23 protein-coding genes are annotated in these 20,246 nt (G+C 33.6%); 9 read left to right on the top strand and 14 right to left on the bottom strand.

Annotated elements, in window-relative coordinates; translation table 11 throughout:
• The first annotated feature begins 100 nt into the window (after positions 1–100).
• The 5 genes from accD to fba all read left to right on the top strand — a co-directional run bounded on the left by accD (position 101) and on the right by fba (position 4,871).
• Positions 101–982 carry an acetyl-CoA carboxylase, carboxyltransferase subunit beta gene (gene accD / locus EV01_RS02250; RefSeq protein WP_032516991.1) on the top strand — a complete coding sequence of 294 codons (882 nt, stop codon included), beginning with the start codon at positions 101–103 and terminating at the stop codon, positions 980–982.
• A gap of 1 nt (position 983) precedes the next feature.
• Positions 984–1,382 carry a hypothetical protein gene (locus EV01_RS02245; protein WP_032516990.1) on the top strand — a complete coding sequence of 133 codons (399 nt, stop codon included), beginning with the start codon at positions 984–986 and terminating at the stop codon, positions 1,380–1,382.
• Complete coding sequence (locus tag EV01_RS02240; protein ID WP_032516989.1) at positions 1,379–2,476, top strand: Gfo/Idh/MocA family protein; 1,098 nt, start codon at positions 1,379–1,381, stop codon at positions 2,474–2,476. The genes EV01_RS02245 and EV01_RS02240 overlap by 4 nt, the downstream gene beginning before the upstream one ends.
• A 104-nt stretch (positions 2,477–2,580) precedes the next feature.
• On the top strand, positions 2,581–3,648 hold the full coding sequence (locus EV01_RS02235) for a class I fructose-bisphosphate aldolase (protein ID WP_032516988.1): 1,068 nt from the start codon (positions 2,581–2,583) through the stop codon (positions 3,646–3,648).
• Positions 3,649–3,797: 149 nt separating this feature from the next.
• Positions 3,798–4,871, top strand: a complete 1,074-nt coding sequence (fba, locus tag EV01_RS02230) for a class II fructose-bisphosphate aldolase (RefSeq protein WP_032516987.1) — start codon at positions 3,798–3,800, stop codon at positions 4,869–4,871.
• A 49-nt stretch (positions 4,872–4,920) separates the two neighbouring features.
• Here the strand turns inward: fba and purQ are convergent, their stop codons facing one another.
• From purQ to EV01_RS02210, 5 genes are all read right to left on the bottom strand, one after another.
• Positions 4,921–5,586 (bottom strand): phosphoribosylformylglycinamidine synthase subunit PurQ, encoded by a 666-nt coding sequence (purQ, locus tag EV01_RS02225; protein ID WP_032516986.1) that lies wholly within the window; start codon positions 5,584–5,586, stop codon positions 4,921–4,923.
• Between the two features lies 1 nt (position 5,587).
• Positions 5,588–5,842 carry a phosphoribosylformylglycinamidine synthase subunit PurS gene (gene purS / locus EV01_RS02220; RefSeq protein ID WP_032516985.1) on the bottom strand — a complete coding sequence of 85 codons (255 nt, stop codon included), beginning with the start codon at positions 5,840–5,842 and terminating at the stop codon, positions 5,588–5,590.
• A gap of 97 nt (positions 5,843–5,939) precedes the next feature.
• Positions 5,940–6,104 carry a hypothetical protein gene (locus EV01_RS09885; RefSeq protein ID WP_193741450.1) on the bottom strand — a complete coding sequence of 55 codons (165 nt, stop codon included), beginning with the start codon at positions 6,102–6,104 and terminating at the stop codon, positions 5,940–5,942.
• 45 nt (positions 6,105–6,149) lie between these two features.
• Entirely contained in the window at positions 6,150–7,214 is a 1,065-nt protein-coding gene (locus EV01_RS02215) for a GTP-binding protein (protein ID WP_032516984.1), read from the bottom strand.
• Positions 7,215–7,223: 9 nt separating this feature from the next.
• Entirely contained in the window at positions 7,224–7,736 is a 513-nt protein-coding gene (locus EV01_RS02210; protein WP_032516983.1) for a pentapeptide repeat-containing protein, read from the bottom strand.
• A gap of 63 nt (positions 7,737–7,799) precedes the next feature.
• Between EV01_RS02210 and EV01_RS02205 the strand changes: the two genes are divergently transcribed.
• Genes EV01_RS02205 through ilvD form a run of 3 tightly spaced genes read left to right on the top strand, consistent with a single transcriptional unit; the run spans position 7,800 to position 10,434 of the window.
• Positions 7,800–8,417: a uracil phosphoribosyltransferase gene (locus tag EV01_RS02205; protein WP_032516982.1), complete on the top strand. Its 618-nt coding sequence runs from the start codon at positions 7,800–7,802 to the stop codon at positions 8,415–8,417.
• Between the two features lie 29 nt (positions 8,418–8,446).
• Positions 8,447–8,737 carry a hypothetical protein gene (locus tag EV01_RS02200; protein ID WP_032516981.1) on the top strand — a complete coding sequence of 97 codons (291 nt, stop codon included), beginning with the start codon at positions 8,447–8,449 and terminating at the stop codon, positions 8,735–8,737.
• 23 nt (positions 8,738–8,760) lie between these two features.
• On the top strand, positions 8,761–10,434 hold the full coding sequence (gene ilvD / locus EV01_RS02195; protein WP_032516980.1) for a dihydroxy-acid dehydratase: 1,674 nt from the start codon (positions 8,761–8,763) through the stop codon (positions 10,432–10,434).
• Between the two features lie 22 nt (positions 10,435–10,456).
• Here ilvD and EV01_RS02190 read toward each other — a convergent pair whose 3' ends face one another.
• The 7 genes from EV01_RS02190 to glpX form a co-directional block, all read right to left on the bottom strand.
• Positions 10,457–10,843 carry a hypothetical protein gene (locus EV01_RS02190; RefSeq protein ID WP_025923076.1) on the bottom strand — a complete coding sequence of 129 codons (387 nt, stop codon included), beginning with the start codon at positions 10,841–10,843 and terminating at the stop codon, positions 10,457–10,459.
• A complete protein-coding gene (locus tag EV01_RS02185) occupies positions 10,833–11,381 on the bottom strand; it encodes a CIA30 family protein (RefSeq protein ID WP_025923075.1) in 549 nt (182 codons plus the stop codon). Before EV01_RS02185 ends, EV01_RS02190 begins: the two co-directional genes overlap by 11 nt.
• 30 nt (positions 11,382–11,411) lie before the next feature.
• Positions 11,412–12,149: a 6-phosphogluconolactonase gene (pgl, locus tag EV01_RS02180; RefSeq protein ID WP_032516979.1), complete on the bottom strand. Its 738-nt coding sequence runs from the start codon at positions 12,147–12,149 to the stop codon at positions 11,412–11,414.
• Complete coding sequence (gene gndA / locus EV01_RS02175) at positions 12,137–13,555, bottom strand: NADP-dependent phosphogluconate dehydrogenase (protein WP_032516978.1); 1,419 nt, start codon at positions 13,553–13,555, stop codon at positions 12,137–12,139. Before gndA ends, pgl begins: the two co-directional genes overlap by 13 nt.
• Positions 13,556–13,650: 95 nt before the next feature.
• Positions 13,651–14,946 (bottom strand): glucose-1-phosphate adenylyltransferase, encoded by a 1,296-nt coding sequence (locus tag EV01_RS02170; RefSeq protein WP_032516977.1) that lies wholly within the window; start codon positions 14,944–14,946, stop codon positions 13,651–13,653.
• 130 nt (positions 14,947–15,076) lie between these two features.
• The gene (locus tag EV01_RS02165; RefSeq protein WP_032516976.1) at positions 15,077–16,387 is read right to left on the bottom strand and encodes a glutamyl-tRNA reductase; all 1,311 of its coding nucleotides are present in this window, start codon (positions 16,385–16,387) and stop codon (positions 15,077–15,079) included.
• Positions 16,388–16,405: 18 nt separating this feature from the next.
• Positions 16,406–17,407, bottom strand: a complete 1,002-nt coding sequence (glpX, locus tag EV01_RS02160; protein WP_011862804.1) for a class II fructose-bisphosphatase — start codon at positions 17,405–17,407, stop codon at positions 16,406–16,408.
• Between the two features lie 187 nt (positions 17,408–17,594).
• On the opposite strand from glpX, the gene rpe reads away from it, so the two are divergent.
• Positions 17,595–18,353 carry a ribulose-phosphate 3-epimerase gene (gene rpe / locus EV01_RS02155; RefSeq protein ID WP_032516975.1) on the top strand — a complete coding sequence of 253 codons (759 nt, stop codon included), beginning with the start codon at positions 17,595–17,597 and terminating at the stop codon, positions 18,351–18,353.
• A 27-nt stretch (positions 18,354–18,380) separates the two neighbouring features.
• On the opposite strand, the gene ccsB is transcribed toward rpe, so the two are convergent.
• Positions 18,381–19,310, bottom strand: coding sequence for a c-type cytochrome biogenesis protein CcsB (ccsB, locus tag EV01_RS02150; RefSeq protein WP_032516974.1), 930 nt, complete (start codon positions 19,308–19,310; stop codon positions 18,381–18,383).
• A gap of 114 nt (positions 19,311–19,424) precedes the next feature.
• A complete protein-coding gene (gene lptB / locus EV01_RS02145; protein WP_032516973.1) occupies positions 19,425–20,153 on the bottom strand; it encodes an LPS export ABC transporter ATP-binding protein in 729 nt (242 codons plus the stop codon).
• Positions 20,154–20,246 lie beyond the last annotated feature (93 nt).

A 20,246-nucleotide genomic window follows, 5' to 3' on the forward strand; every position in this document is an offset into this window, starting at 1 on the left:
GATTTTGAGAAGTTTTTAATCTAGTGGATCTCAAATTTTTATATATCTTTCTTGATAAAAGTACCTTACTTAGATTTAAATAGAAAAAACAGGAAAAGTTGTGTCATTAATCGACTGGTTTGCCGCAAGGCGTAAAGATCAATTTGTTGGGAAAGTTTCCCAAGATACTGACGAAGGAGATGGTTTGTGGGTTAAATGTTCAGAGTGTTCGCAAGTAGCCTATAGAAAAGACCTAATTTCAAATTTCAATGTTTGCAGTAATTGTGGACACCATAATAGGATTAATAGCGATGAAAGGATAAATATAATTGCTGATAAAAATTCATTCAAAGAATTTGATAGTTCACTAAGTCCTACAGATCCTTTGGGTTTTAAAGATAGAAGAGCGTATGCTGATCGAATTAAAGAAAGTCAAGCAGGTACAGGTTTAAGAGATGGAGTCGTAACAGGTATCTGTTCTGTGAATTCAATGCCTTTAGCATTAGCTGTTATGGATTTTAGATTTATGGGAGGATCCATGGGTTCAGTAGTTGGTGAAAAAATTACAAGGATAATTGAGAGAGCAACTTTGGAAAATTTTCCAATTCTTATTGTTTGCGCATCAGGAGGAGCAAGGATGCAAGAAGGTATGTTAAGTCTCATGCAAATGGCAAAAATATCTGGAGCACTAAAAAAACATAAAGAGAAAAATCTCCTATATATGCCTTTGTTAACTTATCCAACGACTGGAGGGGTAACAGCCAGCTTTGCGATGTTAGGTGATTTAATTTTGGCGGAACCTAAAGCACTTATTGGATTTGCGGGAAGAAGGGTTATAGAACAAACATTAAGAGAAAAATTACCTGATAATTTTCAAACAGCTGAATATCTGCTTGAGCATGGTTTTGTTGATGTAATAGTGAAAAGGAAAGATCTAAAGGATACTCTTACTAAAATTTTAAAAATTCATGGTGTAAAAGAACTCACAGAATCAAATATATAAAATGAGAATAATTTCTAATATATTTTATTTTTCTTTAAGCCTTCTACTCTTTATTTTAAACTTTGCCTCCTATTCATATGCGATAGGAAATGTTGATTGGGTTCTCCTTAAAGAGAATGATGATGGTAAGGAATGGCTTGATAAAGGGAGTATTAAGTCGCTCCCAAATGGCGAAATAAGTGTATTAACAAAGTTCTTTAAGAATCCATCTAATTCTGATGATGACGGAGAGTTATCACTTTATGTAATGAGAATTAATTGCAATGAAGAAAAGTTCAAAGATACATCAATAAATGGAATTCCTCAATTCAATTCAAAATGGCAAACTTCTAATAATGATGAACTTATAGATGTTGTTATTGAAAATAGCTGTTCGGAGTTTATTAATAAATCAGAATGAATACTAAAAATAAAAAATTAAAAATAGCAATCGCTGGACTAGGATTTGGTAAAAAAGTTCATTTAGAGGCATTAAAAGAGTCTGATAAATTAACTCCTGTAGCAATTTATCATTACGAGAAAAAGCAAAAATCGATATTAGAAAAAGAAACGGGCTTAGATTTTTTTCACAATTGGGAAGACTTAGTTAAATCTCCAAAAATTGATGGAATTATTATTGCCACTCCTCCAGAATCAAGATTTAAGTTAGCAAAACAAGCCCTTGAGAACAATAAAAATTTGCTCCTAGAAAAACCAGTTTCAATATCCTCCTCAGAAATTGAAGAGCTTCAGAGACTATCTTTGATTAATAATTTAACCGTATGTGTTGATTTTGAATATAGAGCAGTACCTCTTTTCCTACAGACAAAAAAACTTATTGATGAGAATATCTTAGGCGATATATATTTAGTCAAATTAGATTGGTTAATGGGCAGTAGATCCGACCCCAAAAGATTCTGGAATTGGTATTCATTGGAAGAAAAAGGTGGGGGAGTTATTGGCGCCTTAGGTACTCATGCATTCGATATGTTGAATTGGTTTTTTGGAGAAGCAATAAACGTATCAGGCAAGTTAGCAACATCAATAAAAAAAAGACCTTTACCTAATTCATCTGATTTAAATGAAGTTACGAGTGAAGATATATGTTTAGCCAATATAGAAATATCAAACTACAGCTCGAATCTTATTCCATGTCAAGTATCTTTATCATCTATTTCTAAAAATGGTAGAGGATTTAGTTTAGAAATTTATGGAAGCGACGGTTCACTTATTCTTAAAAGCGAAAACCAAAAAGATTATGTACATGGTTTTAATTTGAAATATTCAAACAACGAAAAACAAATACAAAATCTTACTGCAGATTCAAGTTTTAATTTTGATAAAACATGGACTGATGGGCGAATAGCTCCAGTTTTGAGAATTCAAAATTTATGGGCTGATAGTATAATAAATAGAACTCCTATAATCCCAGGCTTAAGTGAGGGACTTGCTAGTCATAAAGTTTGCGAAGCCATAAGAGAATCTTCGAAAAGTGGATTAAATATCAAAATTTAAGGTTATACATTTATAAGTAGCAATTATTACCCGATAAAGTATTAGATTGATTTTATTTTTTTTTCATATTCTGGAAAAATCAATTGAATTGAATTTACTAAAGAATGGCTTTAAATTATTACAAAAATGAGCTTAAAGAAAATGCTCAATTACTAGCTTCTAAAGGAAAAGGGATATTAGCGGTAGATGAATCCACCAAAACAGTAGGTAAAAGACTCGCTGGAATTGGCGTTGAGAATACTGAAGACAATAGGAAGGCATATAGAGGAATGCTTTTTACTACAGAAGGTCTTGGCAAATATATAAGTGGAGCAATCCTCTTTGAAGAAACTCTTTACCAGAATCACCAAGATGGTGAGTCAATGGTTAAGAAACTAAATGATTTAGGTATTATTCCAGGTATTAAGGTCGATAAAGGCCTAAATCCACTTCCAGGGGGTGGAGAGGTAGAAACTTTTTGCTCAGGCCTAGATGGGTTAGTTGAAAGAGCAGCAAAATATTATGAACAAGGTGCAAGATTTGCAAAGTGGAGAGCAGTTCTGCAAATTACAAATGATGGTTGTCCTTCAAAACTATCAATTCAAGAGAATGCTTGGGGATTAGCAAGGTATGCAAGATCAGTTCAAGAATCTGGGTTGGTGCCAATTATTGAACCCGAAATATTAATGGACGGCGATCATACTATTGAAAAAACTGCTGAAGTCCAAGAAGAGGTAATAAAGCAGGTTTATATTGCCTGTCAAGCAAATGGAGTTTTTCTTGAAGGCACTCTATTAAAACCTTCTATGACTGTTAATGGAGCAGATTGTCCAACAAAAGCTGATCCTATGAAGGTTGCTGAAATGACAATCAGAACTATGGAAAGATGCGTTCCTGCATCTGTTCCTGGAATAGTTTTCTTATCAGGAGGGTTAAGCGAGGAAGCTGCTTCTGTTTACTTAAATAATATGAACACTCTTTACAGGAAAGCTTTATGGAATGTTTCATTCTCTTATGGAAGAGCATTACAGCACTCATGCTTAAAGGCCTGGAAAGGAAGCGACATTGAGGGAGGTCAAAAAGCATTAATAGCAAGAGCTCAAGCAAACTCCGAAGCTTCAAAAGGTGCCTATGTAGCAGGATCTCAACCTTCATCTGATGAGCAATTGTTCGTAGCAGGCTATACTTACTAACAAAAAAAATTCTAAAAATATACTCTGGGTCATAAAATTAGTTTCTTTAATTTAGTATTTTGTATATCTAATGACGTGACATTTGATACCTCTTTATACTAAACTCTCGGAAACATATGCTTTATTTAAGCATTTAACTCATTTTAATTATGGCCCTCGTTCCACTAAGACTACTTTTAGATCACGCTGCTGAGAATGGTTACGGTATTCCAGCTTTCAATGTTAATAACCTTGAGCAAGTTCAATCAATCATGGAAGCTGCAAATGAAACAGATAGTCCTGTAATCCTTCAAGCATCAAGAGGGGCAAGAAATTATGCAGGAGAAATTTTCCTACGTCATCTAATACTTGCCGCTACAGAAACATATCCTAATATTCCAGTAGTAATGCACCAAGATCATGGTAATGAGCCATCAACATGTTATTCAGCAGCAATAAATGGTTTCACATCAGTAATGATGGATGGTTCTCTAGAAGCAGATGCAAAAACACCCGCTAGTTACGAATATAATGTTGCAGTCACTAAAAAAGTAGTAGATTTTGCTCACTCAGTTGGAGTTAGTGTTGAAGGAGAGTTGGGTTGCTTAGGTTCATTAGAAACAGGCAAAGGTGAGGCAGAAGATGGTCATGGATTTGAAGGTGAACTTTCTACAGATATGCTTTTGACTGATCCTGAGGAAGCGGCAGATTTTGTTGCTAAAACAAAAGTTGATGCATTAGCAATTGCTATAGGGACAAGTCATGGTGCATATAAATTCACAAGAAAACCTACAGGCGAAGTTCTTGCAATCAGCAGAATTGCTGAAATCCATAAAGCGCTTCCAAATACACATCTTGTAATGCATGGATCAAGTTCAGTTCCTCAAGAATGGTTGGATATTATTAACAAATATGGTGGTGAAATTCCTCAAACATATGGTGTTCCTGTTGAAGAGATTCAAGAGGGAATAAGAAATGGAGTTAGGAAAGTCAACATCGATACCGATAACAGACTTGCTTTCACTGCCGCGGTAAGAGAGGCAGCATTTGCCGATAAAGCAAACTTTGACCCAAGACATTTCAACAAGCCTGCTAGAAAATACATGAAGCAAGTTTGTCTTGATAGATACAAGCAGTTCTGGTGCGAAGGTCAAGCAAGTAAGATCAAGCAAAACAGCACCAATTACTTTGCTGATCTTTACGCTAAAGGTGAATTAGATCCCAAAGTAAAAGCTACTGTTTAATTTTTCCCAAATAAAATAAAAAAGACCTCCAGAATTGGGGGTCTTTTTTTTATTTCAATATTAATGATTTTAATGTAAAGAGACCATCAGTCCCACCAATTATCTCGTCACATGCTCGCTCTGGATGAGGCATTAAACCTAGAACATTACCCTTTTCATTAGTTATGCCTGCGATATCGAATAAGGATCCATTAGGATTATTTTTATATCTCAAAGATATCAATTCATTATCTACAAGTTTTTTTAAAGTATCAGAATCACAATGATATCTTCCTTCCCCATGCGCTATGGGTAACTTAATAGTTTGTTTTTCAACCCCATCATTAAACCAACCTCCCTTTGAAGAAACAATATCAAGTTCAACATCATCACAGATGAAATTAAGATTTTTATTTGTAGTAAGGGCACCAGGCAAAAATCCTGATTCTGTCAAAATTTGGAACCCATTACAAATTCCTAAAACTCTTCTTCCACTTTTCACAAAGTCATCCAAAGCATTTATTAATGGAGAGAATCTCGCTATTGCTCCGCATCTTAAATAATCACCATAGCTAAATCCTCCGGGTAAAACTATTGCATCTACATCGCTTAAATCTGAAGACTCATGCCACAAGTATTTTGTTCTTATGTCTAAACAAGCTTCCAATGCCCATGAAACATCACGATCACAATTAGAACCAGGGAAAACAACAACTCCTACAGTAAAATTATCCATCCTATAATTTTTCTAGTGAATAGTCATAATCTTCAATAACAGTATTTGCGAATAACCTATCACACAATAAATCAATTTTTTCTCTTACTTCGTTTTCACCATTACCTTCTATTTTCAGCTCAATCATTTTTCCTATACGTAGTGATTTTATTCCTTTGGCTCCAAGTTTTATAGAAGCAGATTTGGTAGCTTCCCCTGCTGGATCTAAAACTGAGGGTCTTAGTCTTACAAAAACTTTTACAGCGAATTGGTCCAATTAAAAATTAATTTCTATTAGAAGATTAGTTTAAATTCTAATAAAAAAAACTATTGATTAATAAACAAATATTTTTACCTTAAGGTTTTCTGAGTTATTAAATATTTATGTAGCCTCTACCAAAACAAACTAAACAAGTTCTTCTTGAATTTTCATGTGTTTTAAAATTTCCTGCCCCTCCACATTTTGAACATTTTATTTTATCAATTGATGTGACGTCGTCAGAGATTATTTGTTTTAAAGTAATTTTTGAATTTTCCATCTTGGGCTGTCTACTGTTTAAGTATCCCGACAGCTAACTATAAAGTCAAATTGCTATTTTTGGTTCACTTAAAATCTTAAATTTCTCTTTAATTTTTTTATTGAAAGTTTTTATAGATTTTTCATCAAAGGAAATTATTACTAATTCAAGCCCAGCATTATCATTTGGTCTCCAACAATTGTCTGGAGCTTCTTCAAACCAAGTATTAATTTTCTTTCCAACAATTTGTATTTGTAAAGGCAATGATTTATTTGGTATCCAAATACGTCCTTTTATTCGAAGAATGTTTAATTCATCCAAGATTTTTGACATCTCTTTTTCAAAGTCATTTTTTTCAAGGAAATAATTTGATTTAAATGAATCTGATACAAGCTCTACATGATTATGATCATGTTCTTCAGTTAAAAATTCTTTATAAGTCTCTTTTTTAAAATTAGAATCAAATATATAATTTAAATCAATTTTGCCATTCTTGGATTTAAGGACTGGTGTAGATGAGTTTAGACTTCCCTGGATTTTATTTTTTACAACATCAAACTGATGATCATTTAAGATATCTGATCTAGAGACTAAAACGATATCAGAGACTTCAAGTTGTTCCTCAAAGAGTTCTTCAATAGAGGTGTTGTGATCAATTCTATCTGTTTGATTATATTGTTTTGTTATTTTATTTAAATCATTAATTGGTGAACCATTAAGCATTGATTCTCCATTAACGATACCAACAACTACATCAAGATAGATGGAAGACCTAATCTCAGGCCAGTTAAGTGCTTGAATTAAGGGAATTGGTAGTGCCAAGCCACTTGTTTCGATAATTATTGATTCGATAGGATGATTAAATTCTAGAAGAGCTTTTATTGAGGGAACAAAATCATCTTGAACAGTACAACATAAACATCCATTGTTTAATTCGATAACGCATTCTTCTTCAGATTCATCACATTTATCACAACTTTTAATCAAGTCCCCGTCAATTCCAACATCACCAAATTCATTAATTATTAAACCAAATTTTTTATTACTCTCTTTTAATAGATATCTCAGAAAAGTTGTTTTACCTGAACCAAGAAATCCCGAAACAATAATAACTGGAATTTTTTTTTTCATCTTTGATTATTAACAACCTAAACTATATTCTGTACTTTCTCCTGTAGAACTATTTGTGCCATTAGCAATCGCACATAATTGTTTTTGTTGTGTACGACTAAGAACAGCATCAGTAAAATCTGCACCATCTATTTTTGCACCTTCAAAATTACTCTCCATTAATAAGGCATTAGTAAAATTAACATCCGAAAGATCAGCATTTGTAAAGTCTGTTGCATAAGCTAGTGCATCTCTTAAATTTGCTCCAGTAAACTTTGAGTTTTGTAATTTACTATTATTGAACACCGCCCCTTCTAAATTACTTTCACTGAAATTAAACCCATTCAAATCAAACTTAACGTATTCGTTACCGCTTAAGTCTTGTCCATGCATATCTGGCTCTAAATTAAGGTCTTGCTGGTTTCTAATCTCAGGAGGTCTTTTAGCCCATGCAGAATTTACAGAATTAAAAAATAAAATCCCAACGAATAACAAAGTAATTAATGCATTCTTTAGTGAGGGGAAAACAATTGATTTAATCATAATAAGACTGTATTTTAGAACTTAAGTATTTAAAGTTTGTAAGAGTATCTTAAAGGAAAATATATGGCAATGTCACTAAAGGTTATTGTTCCTCCTCATCCATTAATAAAACATTGGCTTTCAATATTACGAGAAAAAAATACTCCAAATATTTTGTACTCAACAGGATATGAGCAATTAGGGAAATGGCTTACATATGAAGCATTACGTAATTGGCTGCCATATAAAAAAGAAATAGTAAATACTGATCATGGAGACGCAGATGGATTCTTTATTAATAATGATTATCCAATAAAAGTACTCGCAATGTTGCCCGAAGGGTTATCTCTTTGGTTTGGATCTAAAGAAGTAATTCCTAATTCAACCCTCTCATTAGGAGAACTTCCTAAAACTATTAAATCAAATGAAGGAGTTATATTTTATTCAGAACAAATAACAACAAAATCAGCAACATTAGAAACTTTAATTAAATTAAAGGAATTAGGTGTTGATTCAAATAGGATTCTTTTAATTACTGCTATTTGCTCAAACAAAGGTTTAAATGAAATTGCGAAATTACTCCCTAATCAGGTAATTTATACTTCTTGCATAGATGAAGAAGACGAAAAAACACAATTATTAGTACCGGGTATTGGGAATCCTCTATCTCGTTTAAGTACTATATTTCAAGATAAGAACTAATATAGAATATAGGAGTAAATATTTTACCAATGTCTGAATACAGAGATTCGTCTTCAAATAATCTTTTATCATTAATAAGCGGTGCTTTTATTGGAGCAGCAGGTCTAGCTTGGTGGTTGATATCCGAAGCAGACAAAAGAAAGGAGGAAAAAAAACAAAAAGCAATGATGTATTCCTCCAGAATTCAAGACGGCTCAGAAGCGATCGATTCTAATGAAAATATAAATGAAATTGAAGGAGAGAATCTGGAGAAGAAAGTTGAGCAACTTAATTCTGCAATTGCTGATGTGAGGAAGCAACTTGAAGAGTTGGGGCAATAGAATAAAGAAGGTTCTCAAATAATATGAATAAACTCAGATCATCTGCAATAACCCAAGGTGTGCAAAGATCCCCTAACAGATCGATGTTAAGAGCTGTTGGATTTAATGATGAAGATTTTAATAAACCTATTATTGGAGTTGCGAATGGATACAGCACCATAACACCTTGCAATATGGGTTTAAATAAGTTAGCTCTAAAAGCTGAAGAGTCAATAAAAAGATCAGGTGGGATGCCTCAGATGTTTGGGACTATAACAGTAAGTGATGGAATTTCTATGGGAACAGAGGGCATGAAATATTCCCTAGTTTCAAGAGAAGTTATTGCTGATTCAATTGAAACAGCATGCAATGCTCAGAGTATGGATGGGGTACTTGCTATAGGTGGATGTGATAAGAATATGCCAGGTGCCATGATTGCGATTGCAAGAATGAATATTCCCTCAATTTTCATTTATGGAGGGACAATAAAACCTGGGAAATTGCATGGAGAAGATCTTACTGTTGTTAGTGCATTTGAAGCTGTTGGACAATTAACATCAGGCAAAATTAATGAAGAAAGGCTAATCCAAGTTGAGAAAAATTGTATTCCTGGTGCTGGTAGCTGTGGAGGAATGTTTACAGCTAATACAATGTCTGCGGTTATTGAAGTATTAGGGTTAAGTCTTCCTCACAGTTCCACTATGGCTGCTGAAGATCTTGAAAAAGAACTAAGTGCAGGTAAAAGTGCTGAGATATTAGTCTCTGCAATAGATAAAGATATAAGACCTCTAGACCTAATGACAAAGAAAGCATTTGAAAATGCAATATCAGTAATTATGGCAATTGGCGGATCAACAAATGCAGTATTGCACATCTTAGCTATTGCGAATACTGCAGGAATAGATATCAACATTAATGATTTTGAGAGAATCAGACAAAAAGTACCCGTTATTTGTGACCTTAAACCGAGTGGTAAATATGTGACGGTGGATCTTCATAAGGCAGGTGGTATTCCACAAGTAATGAAAATACTTTTGAATGCAGGATTAATTCATGGCGATTGCAAAAATATTGAAGGCAAAACCATCTCAGAATACTTACAGAATATTCCAGATAAGCCTCCAACGAATCAAAATGTCATAAGAGACATAGATCACCCTCTTTATAAAAAAGGACATCTAGCGATATTAAAAGGCAACTTAGCGAGCGAAGGTTCTGTAGCCAAAATTAGCGGAGTAAAAAACCCTGTATTAACAGGTCCCGCAAAGATTTTTGAAAGTGAAGAGGATTGTTTAAAATCGATATTAAATAACGATATCAAAGCTGGTGATGTTGTTGTTATTAGAAACGAAGGTCCTGTAGGAGGACCAGGCATGAGAGAGATGTTAGCTCCAACATCTGCGATTGTTGGTCAAGGGCTAGGAGAGAAGGTGGCTTTAATTACCGATGGCAGATTTAGCGGAGGTACCTATGGTCTTGTTGTGGGTCACATAGCTCCGGAGGCTGCTGTAGGAGGAAATATTGCTCTAATAAAACAAGGTGATTTAATTACAGTAGATGCCGTAAAACAACTAATTGAAGTTGATTTATCAGACGAAGAATTAGAAAAAAGAAAAAAAGATTGGGTAAAACCTATTCAAAAATACAAAAGAGGAATTCTTTCAAAATATTCGAGAATCGTAAGCACATCAAGTTTAGGGGCTGTTACTGATTTATAAACCAACTCAAATTTTATTTTTTTTAATCAATAAAACTTTTTATCCTATTTGCTAAATTTTCCAATCTAGCGCTGTATTTTGGTGAGTTGCATTTTTTCCCATTATTGCTATCCATCCATAATGTTTTAACTCCACACCATAATATTGGTTCATCAGGAAAGTTAAGCTTAGAGATTACTAAAACCAACTCTTTATTTGATTTAAAAAGTTCTAATTCAAGATCATAAATTTCTAATCTTTTGCCTTCTTTATCTCGACATAAGATATTAACTGTTAAATCAATATCTTCATCTTCAAATTCGTATTCACCATTTATTTTTACTACAGAATGAACAAAAGGTTTATTTGTTAAATCTGCTGACTTAGCTATTAAGCCCTCTATATTTTTAGGTGGATTTTCAAATAACACTTATTGATTTAATTAAAACTTTTATTGAACCCTGTTTAAACTCGTTATTAAGTAATCCATCATCACCGAACTTAGAGTGTAGTAGTTGCAATCTTTTAATTTTAGATGGCTTGAATTTAAATGGAAAACGTACTTTATTAGCTCTTACTGAAGGTTTTAACTCACTAAAAGGAATTTGGACATTTGTTGTCCCAAATTTTTTTGTTGGGAATGATTTAATCCATCTAAGTCCACCCGGAATAAATTCGGTTAGTCCTAGTAGATCATCTTCACAAGCGACAGCAAATTTAAAAGTTCTTCCTTGTCCATCAATATTTAATTCAAAGGATGAATACTCAGATACATTTAAAGAAGGTTTATATATAGACGATCTACAACTAACAAATCCTCCTGCTTTCTCGACAATATTACCCTTTAATATCAAACCCGAATTTGAAATTTCACAAAAAGCTGAACTTGATCCGCCCATAACAGTATCATTTAATGTTTTCCAACCTTCGAACTCCTTTTTCTGGAATAAAAATTTTTTCTTACTCATTAAATAATTTAAATTATTAATAGACTTTAACTAAATTTCTAATTCTTTTGCTGATTCCTGATCACAAAATATTGAAATTTGATTAATAGATTTTATTAATTTTGATGGTGTTCTATCTGGTGGCTCTTTTTCATCTAATAACCTCTCAAGAGCAATTCTTTTAGAAGCTCCACTAACTAAAAATACTATCTTTGAAGAAGCCGAAAGAACTTTTGGAGTTAATGAAATTCTTTTTAATCCCTTACCTTCATTAAAAATCACAAAATCATCTACATTATTATTTTTTTGATATGGGAATAGTGAAGCTGTATGACCATCGTCTCCAAGACCCAATAATGTTAAATCAAAGGTTGGAAGGTTTGATCCGCATTTTTCAAATAATTTAGAAATAAATTGATTTTTTATAGCTTCATCATCAGCCTTTAAATCATTGAAAATTTCATAAAAAAAAGATTTAGACCCAAAATTAGTTAACAATGACTTTTTCAACATTAACGAGTTACTTAATTCTGAATTTGGATCTACACATCTTTCATCTCCTAAAAAAACATCAACCATATCCCATCTAAGATCACTTTTTGATAAAAGCTTATATACAGATTTAGGAGTTGAACCTCCACTTACACAAAATTTGAATCTATCTTTCTTTTTTAGAGTATGAATAATTTGACTTTCAATAAATTTAAAAACAGCTGTCGATAGTTCTAACTTGTCTTTGTATACATGTAAGTTATATCCATTTTTAACTTTTTCAATCATTTCATCCATTCAGTATGAAAACTACCTTCTCTATCAATTCTTTCGTATGTATGAGAGCCAAAACAATCTCTCATTGCCTGAACAAGATTCTGAGGAAGTCTATTGGTTCTATAACTATTCAAGTAATCTAAAGTACTGGATAGGCATGGAACTGGTATACCAGCTTTAGTGGATAAAGAAACTACATTGGCTAAGTTATCTAATCTTGAAGCAACTTCATTATTAAACCAATCATCAAAAATTAAGTTTTTTAGATTAGGGTCTTTGTTATAAGCATCTTGAATTTTACTTAATAATTTTGATCTAATTATGCAACCACCTTTCCATATTTGAGCAATTGACGGCATATTCAAGCCATAGTTATATACTGAAGATGCTTCTCTTAAAATATCCATACCTTGCGCATAGCTTGCAATTGTGGCAAGGACTACAGCATCAAATAAAGGTTTCATTCCATCTGATATATTTCCCAAATCAAAATTCTCTATCTCTTTTCTAGGAATAGTTTTTTCAATCTCACTACGTTGATCTTTTAAAGAACTCATTACTCTTGCATTTAAAGATGCATAAATAGTTGGGACTGACACCCCAAGTTCTAAAGCACTTACAACAGTCCATAATCCAGTACCTTTCTGGCCTGCTTTATCTAATATTTTCTCAACAACATCATCTCCAGTTATCTCATCTTTTGTCTTTAGACAAATCTCTGTTATTTCAACAAGATAAGAAGCTAATTCATCAGTATTATTCCACATACCAAATACCTCTGACATCTCTTGTCCATTCATACCTTTGACTCTCTTCATAAGGTCATAAGCTTCTGCGAGTATTTGCTCAATTCCATATTCAATGCCGTTATGAACAGTTTTTACAAAATGACCTGAGCCTCCTGGTCCAACATATGCAACACATGGTCCGTCTTCAACTTTGGCAGCCATTTTTGTTAGTAAGCTTTCTATTGCATCATATGAAGCCTTAGTTCCACCGGGCATCATACTTGGACCCTCTAGAGCTCCTTTGGCACCTCCAGAGACTCCCATCCCAATGTATCCAAAACTTTTACTTTCAAGAGTATTCACCCTTCTTTCTGTATCTTTAAATTGAGAGTTACCGCCATCTATTAATAAATCTCCTTCCTCTAGATATCCAGAAATATTATCAATGACAGCATCTGTTGCTGGCCCAGCTTTTACCATCATTAGAATTCTTCTAGGTCTCTCTAGCTTATTAACAAATTCTTGAAGAGTTTCAGCTCCTTCTATATTCTTCCCAAGGCCACGACCTTGTAGAAATTCTTCGGTTTTTGAGTAAGTCCTATTAAAAACTACACTAGAAAATCCATTTCTCTCTGCGTTAAGAACTAAATTTTCGCCCATAACACCAAGACCTATTAAACCAAAATGTGCCTTGGACATAAAAAATTAAAAAACTCAATAAATATAGTTTGCCTGCAACTCAACAAAATTGCTCAAAAAAAATACTTATGTCAGCGAAAAATGATGGAAAAGATTTAAATAACAGTTCCGTTTGCAATAGTTGCATTTTTAACTACTACAACAATTCCGTTTCTGATATAGAAGCCTAATTCTGGCTTATCAGCTTCTTCTACTCGATCTTTATTAATAATCACGACATTATCACCAATTCTTGTATTCTTATCAAGAATTGCTCTTTTTACAGTAGTCCCTTCACCAACTCCAAGAGGCGTTCCGCCCCCTTTTCTTAATGCAATCCTCTCTTCAGGGGATTCAAAGAAATCGGCTCCCATAACAAGAGTATCCTCAAGAACCGATTCACTTTCAATCCTGCTTCTTACACCTAAAACACAATGCAAAATACTGCATGACTTCAGAATTGTACCTTCACAAACAATTGAATCAGTAATTTGAGCATCTACAAGTTTAGAAGGCGGTAAAAATCTGGGTCTAGTATAAATTGGAAATTTCTCATCATAAAAACTAAAGGGAGGTTTTGGTTGCTCAGTTAATGCAAGGTTTGACTCAAAGAATGCCCCAATGGTACCGATATCTTCCCAATAATCATCGAATACATAACTTTTAAGAGTATCGCCTCTCTTGAGGGCCTCTGGAATTATGTCCTTACCAAAATCCGTATAATTAGGAAATTTATTTAGAAGATCGAAAAGAGTATTTCTGCTAAAAACGTAAATACCCATAGAGGCTAGATATGGTTTTTCAGCAGCTGACTCCTTACTTAATCCAAATTTTGAAGTATCTACTGCCATAGCCTTCAACTTCTCTCCAGTCGGCTTTTCACTAAATTCTTTGATATTTCCCACATCATCTGTTCTCATTAGGCCAAAACCTTCTGCTTGAGCTTCATCAACAGGCAAAGCTGCAACAGTTAAATCAGCACCATTATCTCTATGATGTTGAACAAACAAACTATAGTCCATTCTGTAAAGTTGATCACCCGACAATATTAAATATTCATCAACATCCCATTCTTGAAATAACCATTGGTATTTTCTTACAGCATCAGCAGTGCCTTCAAACCACTTGGGACTATCAGGAGTCTGTTGTGCTGCTAAAACCTCCACAAAACCTTGGCCGAAAGGTCCATTTAAATTATAGGTTCTTCCTATATGTCTATTTAGGGATGCACTATTGAACTGGGTCAATACGTACATTTTTTCAATGCCTGAATTTATACAATTACTTATCGGAATATCTATCAAACGATATTTACCTGCCAATGGCACAGCAGGTTTAGCCCTCATTTTTGTTAGAGGGTAAAGTCTAGAACCTTTTCCTCCTCCGAGGATTATGGCCAACACACGCTTCATTCAATCTAATGGAGGTAGATATACAACTACTTAAAGTAACTGATTATGGGCATATTTAGAAATACAAATGGTCAGTTTACAAAGGTATTTCGATAAATCACTGGAAAAACTTAATATAAATCGAAAAAAGTTAGTTATTTTTGTCCTCTTCTACCAAAGAAAACAATTTTTCAACGATTTTCAAAGAAACTTGTCTTTCTTCTCTTGATTGAGGACTTCTCAACTTGGTAACAGGCGTATGAAGTATTTTATTAATTATTCCTTTAGTCAGAGCTTCCACAACTTTTCTTTCTCGAGCCGAAAAATCTGGTCCCATTCTGCTAAGTGCCTTTTGCAATTCCTCTTTTCGAATTAACTCCAAATCTGATCTAAGTTTATTAATTACTGGAACGGCCTCTAAACTTGCCCACCATTCTAGAAAAATGATTCTTTCTTCTTCTACTAAAGATTCCGCTTCCCTTGCTATTTTCTGTCTAAATTCCTGATTTCTTGAAACGACCTCTTGTAAGTCATCAACATCAAATGATTTTACAAATTCATGTTGTTTGACATCATTAGATATATTTCTCGGAACACCAATATCAATAAATTTAAGTCTATTACTCAAATTTATTTTTTTAATTTTTGTGAGATCAATAATTGGCTCTTCAGAAGCAGTACTGGTGAAAACAAGCGAAGATAATGATATGTTTTCTTCTAATTCGTTTAACCCTTTACAAACAATCTCTAAATCAGGGAAGTCTTGAGCAAGATTTAATGCTCTATCAATATTTCTATTTAAAAGGATAAGTTTATGACATCCTTTTGATTTTAAATGAGTTATTAAAAGCCTACTCATTCGTCCGGCGCCAACAACTAGAACGTTCTCTGATTCCAAACTTACAAGATTATCAAAACCCTTTTCTTGTCCTATTTTTAATTGAGCTAATTCTACCGCTGCTGAACTGATTGACACAGCTCCAGTTCCTAAATTTGTTTCGGATCTTACTTTTTTACCTGTACTAACTGATTGAGTTAATAATCTATTAAGAATTGGTCCAGTAGATTGATTCTCTTGACCTAATCTCATCATTTTTTTTACCTGTGAGAGGATTTGTCCTTCCCCTAAAACAAGGCTATCTAGTCCTGCTGAGACTTTCATCAAATGTAAAACTGCTTCTTCCTGCCTAAAGCAAAAAAGATGTGGATTTAAATCTTCAAAAATAATTCCAGAATATTCTGATATGAATTCTTTAATTGATGAAATTCCAGTAATTTTATCCTTTACTAGCGCATATATTTCCAGCCTATTACAAGTGCTTAAAATTGACACCTCTAATACATCATTGAAAGCTTTTAACGCTTTCAATGACTCTGTTATGGATTGGTCAGGAATACTTAACTTCTCACGCACTTCGACAGGTGCCGTGCGATGACTCAGTCCGACGACAACAATATGCATAAAATCAAAAGTGAATTTTTAAAGGCTGATACTCTTAGCACCATCTTTTATATGGACAGTATTTGTGAACCTTGCAGTACTATCTAATGTACTAATAACTAGACTACTCGTTCTAACACAATCCCTTTCAAATTTAACTCCGTCAAATAATAATCCATCAGTTATTCCACTTCCAGCGAAAACAACATTTTCCCCCGATGCCAATTCATTCGCTTCATAGATTTTATCTATATCTGTTATGCCCATTTCATTAAGGCGTTTTATATTTCCTTCTTTTGTGTAATCAGCCCATTCAGAAGTTTGAGCGATTGCTGGATCATAAACTAGTTGTCCTTGAAAGTGTCCGCCGAGAGCTCTCATTGCAGCCGCTGAAATAACTCCCTCTGGAGCTGCGCCTATACCCATTAAGCAATGTGTTCCAGTACCTGCAAAGCCACATGCAATCGCAGCTTGAACATCACCATCAGAAATCGGTTGTACTTTTGCACCACATCCTCGAATCTCTTTAATCAAATCTTTATGCCTAGTTCTATCCATTACAACTACAGTAAGCTCATCAATAGAAAGGCCCAAGCAATCACTTAGTATCTTCAAGTTTTCAGTAGCTGAATTTCTAATATCTACTTTACCTTTGGCCGCAGGAGGCGCTGCTAATTTATTCATGTAAAAATCAGGCGCATTGAAAAGGCCACCTGTATCAGAGGCAGCTAAAACCGCCATAGAACCTCTTTGATTATTCGCACAAAGATTTGTTCCTTCACAAGGATCTACTGCAAAGTCAACCCCTGGGCCATTTCCACTACCAACCTCTTCACCTATATAAAGCATAGGTGCTTCATCTCTTTCCCCTTCTCCAATAACAATTTTCCCTTTCATTTCAATTTTGCCCATGCGCAATCTCATTGCTTCTACGGCTGCAGCATCAGCTTCATCTTTTTGACCAAGTCCTGTTAGTTTTGCTGAGGCAATAGCTGCTTGCTCGACAACTTCGAGAATTTCTTGAATTAAAGTTTGATTCACAATTAAATTTTGAGGATTTTCTTAAAGGTTTTGAGTATGATCTCATAAAAAATGTCATTTTTTATGAGAATTATTATGCTAGTAAGCTTTTTTTAACTCTTTACAGGTGATACTTTATCAGGCCGTGACTTGAAATTAGGAATAAACAACTAAATATAGTATCTTTATTAAATATTTTAAAAATTAAATGACTGAGTCAAATCAAACAACTTTAGCTGGTGTTAATAGACCAATTCAAATAATTCCTTCAGTTTTACCAGCAGATTGGGCAAATATGGGGGCATGTGTGAAAGAGCTCGAGGAAGCTGGGGTAGATAGAATTCAATTTGATGTAATGGATGGGAATTTCGTGCCAAATCTTACATTCGGTCCTGAAATGATTGCGGCATGCAGGAAATATTGCAATGTCCCTTTTGAAACTCAATTAATGGTGAGTCAATACAACTGTGAAACCATGCTTGAATCTTATGTAAACGCTACAAAGGGAGCGAATGGTGAACCAGGAGTAGTAATAGCTCATGCCGAAGCAAATATTCATTTGCATAGAGTTCTCGGAAGAATAAGAGATTTAGGAGGATCTCCTTCTGTTGCTTTAAACCCTCATACTCCTTTTGAAATGATTAAAAACATTATGGATATGGTTGATCATGTTTTAGTTATGACAGTTAATCCAGGCTTTGGTGGACAAGCTTATATACCAACAATGCTTAATAAAATTAGAGAAATAAGAAACTTTGTTATTGAAAAAAACTTAGATGTCGACATTGAAGTTGATGGGGGAATAAAAGCAAATTGGACTATTTCACAATGTGCAGACGCTGGAGCTAATTGTTTTATTGCAGGTAGTGGAATGTTTGCTTACCCAACATTAAAAGAGGGATGTGATGACTTGAGAAAAGTTGCACAAGACGCTCAAAAGGGGAATGTTCTTTCTGAACCTCAATAAATATAAACATTACGGGAGAATAACAAATCAGCCAAATATCCAGCCATAACTATGTAAACCTATCCCTAAGAAATTAACTCCTAAATAACATACTAAAACTACTAAAAAGCCTGTAGATGCTAATAATGCTGGTCTACGTCCTTGCCAACCTTTGCTTATTCTCATATGCAGATAAGCGGCATAAAATAACCATGAGATAAATGCCCATGTTTCTTTTGGATCCCAACTCCACCATGTGCCCCAAGCCTCATTAGCCCAGACCGCCCCTGAAATTAAACCAAGGGTTAAAAGAACAAAGCCTATTAATATAGAACGATAACTTAATGTATCTAATTCTTCTGAATGAGAAAATTCAATAGGTTCAACTAAATCATTTAAAGGATAGCTATTTGAAATTTTAAATCCTCCTATACCTGTAGAGCTACTTCTGATTTGAAGCGGCTTATTTTTATTAATAAACAAAACGGACATTGAAAGTAAAGAACCTATTATTAATGCTGCATAACTAAGCATTACGACACTAACATGCATTACTAACCAACTAGACCTTAAAGCTGGAACTAAGTTGGATGATAATTTCAAATCCTCAGGTAAAACAAAACAAGCAAATGCCACAGTCAGTAACTCAATAGGTATAGCAATTGAAGGAATTATTGGAGCTTGGTATTCTCTTTCAACCAATAGTTGACCTAATGTAATACCCCAAGTAAGGAAATAAAGAGATTCATACAAATTGCTAATAGGAAAGTGCCCAGAAATTGACCACCTAAAAAGCAATTGTAATGTTATCAATAAGTTCACTAAAATTGTAATAAGTCTTACAGCAGAAGAAGACTTTTTTTTAAAAACTGCACCCAAAGATATTGGTAGATTAATTAATAAAAAATAAAAAACTAAAAGACCTAAAACTGAAACCGGTTCATATATTAAATTTTTAAAAAAATTATCTAGTATCATTTCTAGAAATTTCTCAAGTTTTAATATTCAATGACAAACAAATAATAATTTAAATCATTCTTATATGAGTAAATCTTTAATAAAAAAGTTTTAATTTATTTTTAAAAAAACATTTCAAAGTTTGAAATTATCTCCTAGATAATACTTCTTGACTATTGGATTATCAGCCAATTCACTTGATGAACCGTAAGCTAAAATTTTTCCTTCACTTAATACATATGATTTGTTAGTAATTAACAGGGTTTCCCTCACATTATGGTCTGTAATAAGAATCCCGACCCCATTACTACTTAATTTAAGAATTAGTTTCTTTAGATCATTAACAGCTAGAGGATCGATCCCAGCAAAAGGTTCATCCAATAACAAATATTTAGGTCCTTTTCTCCCTACAGTTAGAGCCCTAGCTATTTCACACCTCCTCCTCTCTCCTCCGGAAAGTTGATAACCATAATTATCTACAAAGTTATTCAAATTAAATTCATTTATTAATTGTTCTCTTCTATTTCTAATTGCCGCTCGACTATAAGACGAATTCTGCAAAGCCAAATCTATATTATCCTTAACAGTTAGGTCTCTAAATATACTTGCTTCTTGAGTTAAATAACCTAACCCAAGTCTTGATCTAATTGGGAGAGGAAGTTTGGTTATATTTTTCCCATTCATTAAAATTTCACCTTTATCAGGTTTCATATTCCCAACTGCGAGATTAAAAGTGGTAGTTTTCCCTGCGCCATTAGGTCCCATCAAACCTACAACTTCCCCTGGATTTACAGTGATGGAAACATCATTTACGATTAATCTTCCTTTAATTGAAAGGGATACATTATGAATCTTTAGGTTCATTTTTCTTGAGATAGATTAGTTTTCTTGTTTTCTTGAAAAAATAATTGGATAAAAAATAATAATTTCATTGAAGATAAAGATATATTCATAATC

Source organism: Prochlorococcus marinus str. MIT 9401 (genome assembly GCF_000760095.1).
GTDB classification, from domain to species: Bacteria; Cyanobacteriota; Cyanobacteriia; order PCC-6307; family Cyanobiaceae; genus Prochlorococcus_A; species Prochlorococcus_A marinus_I.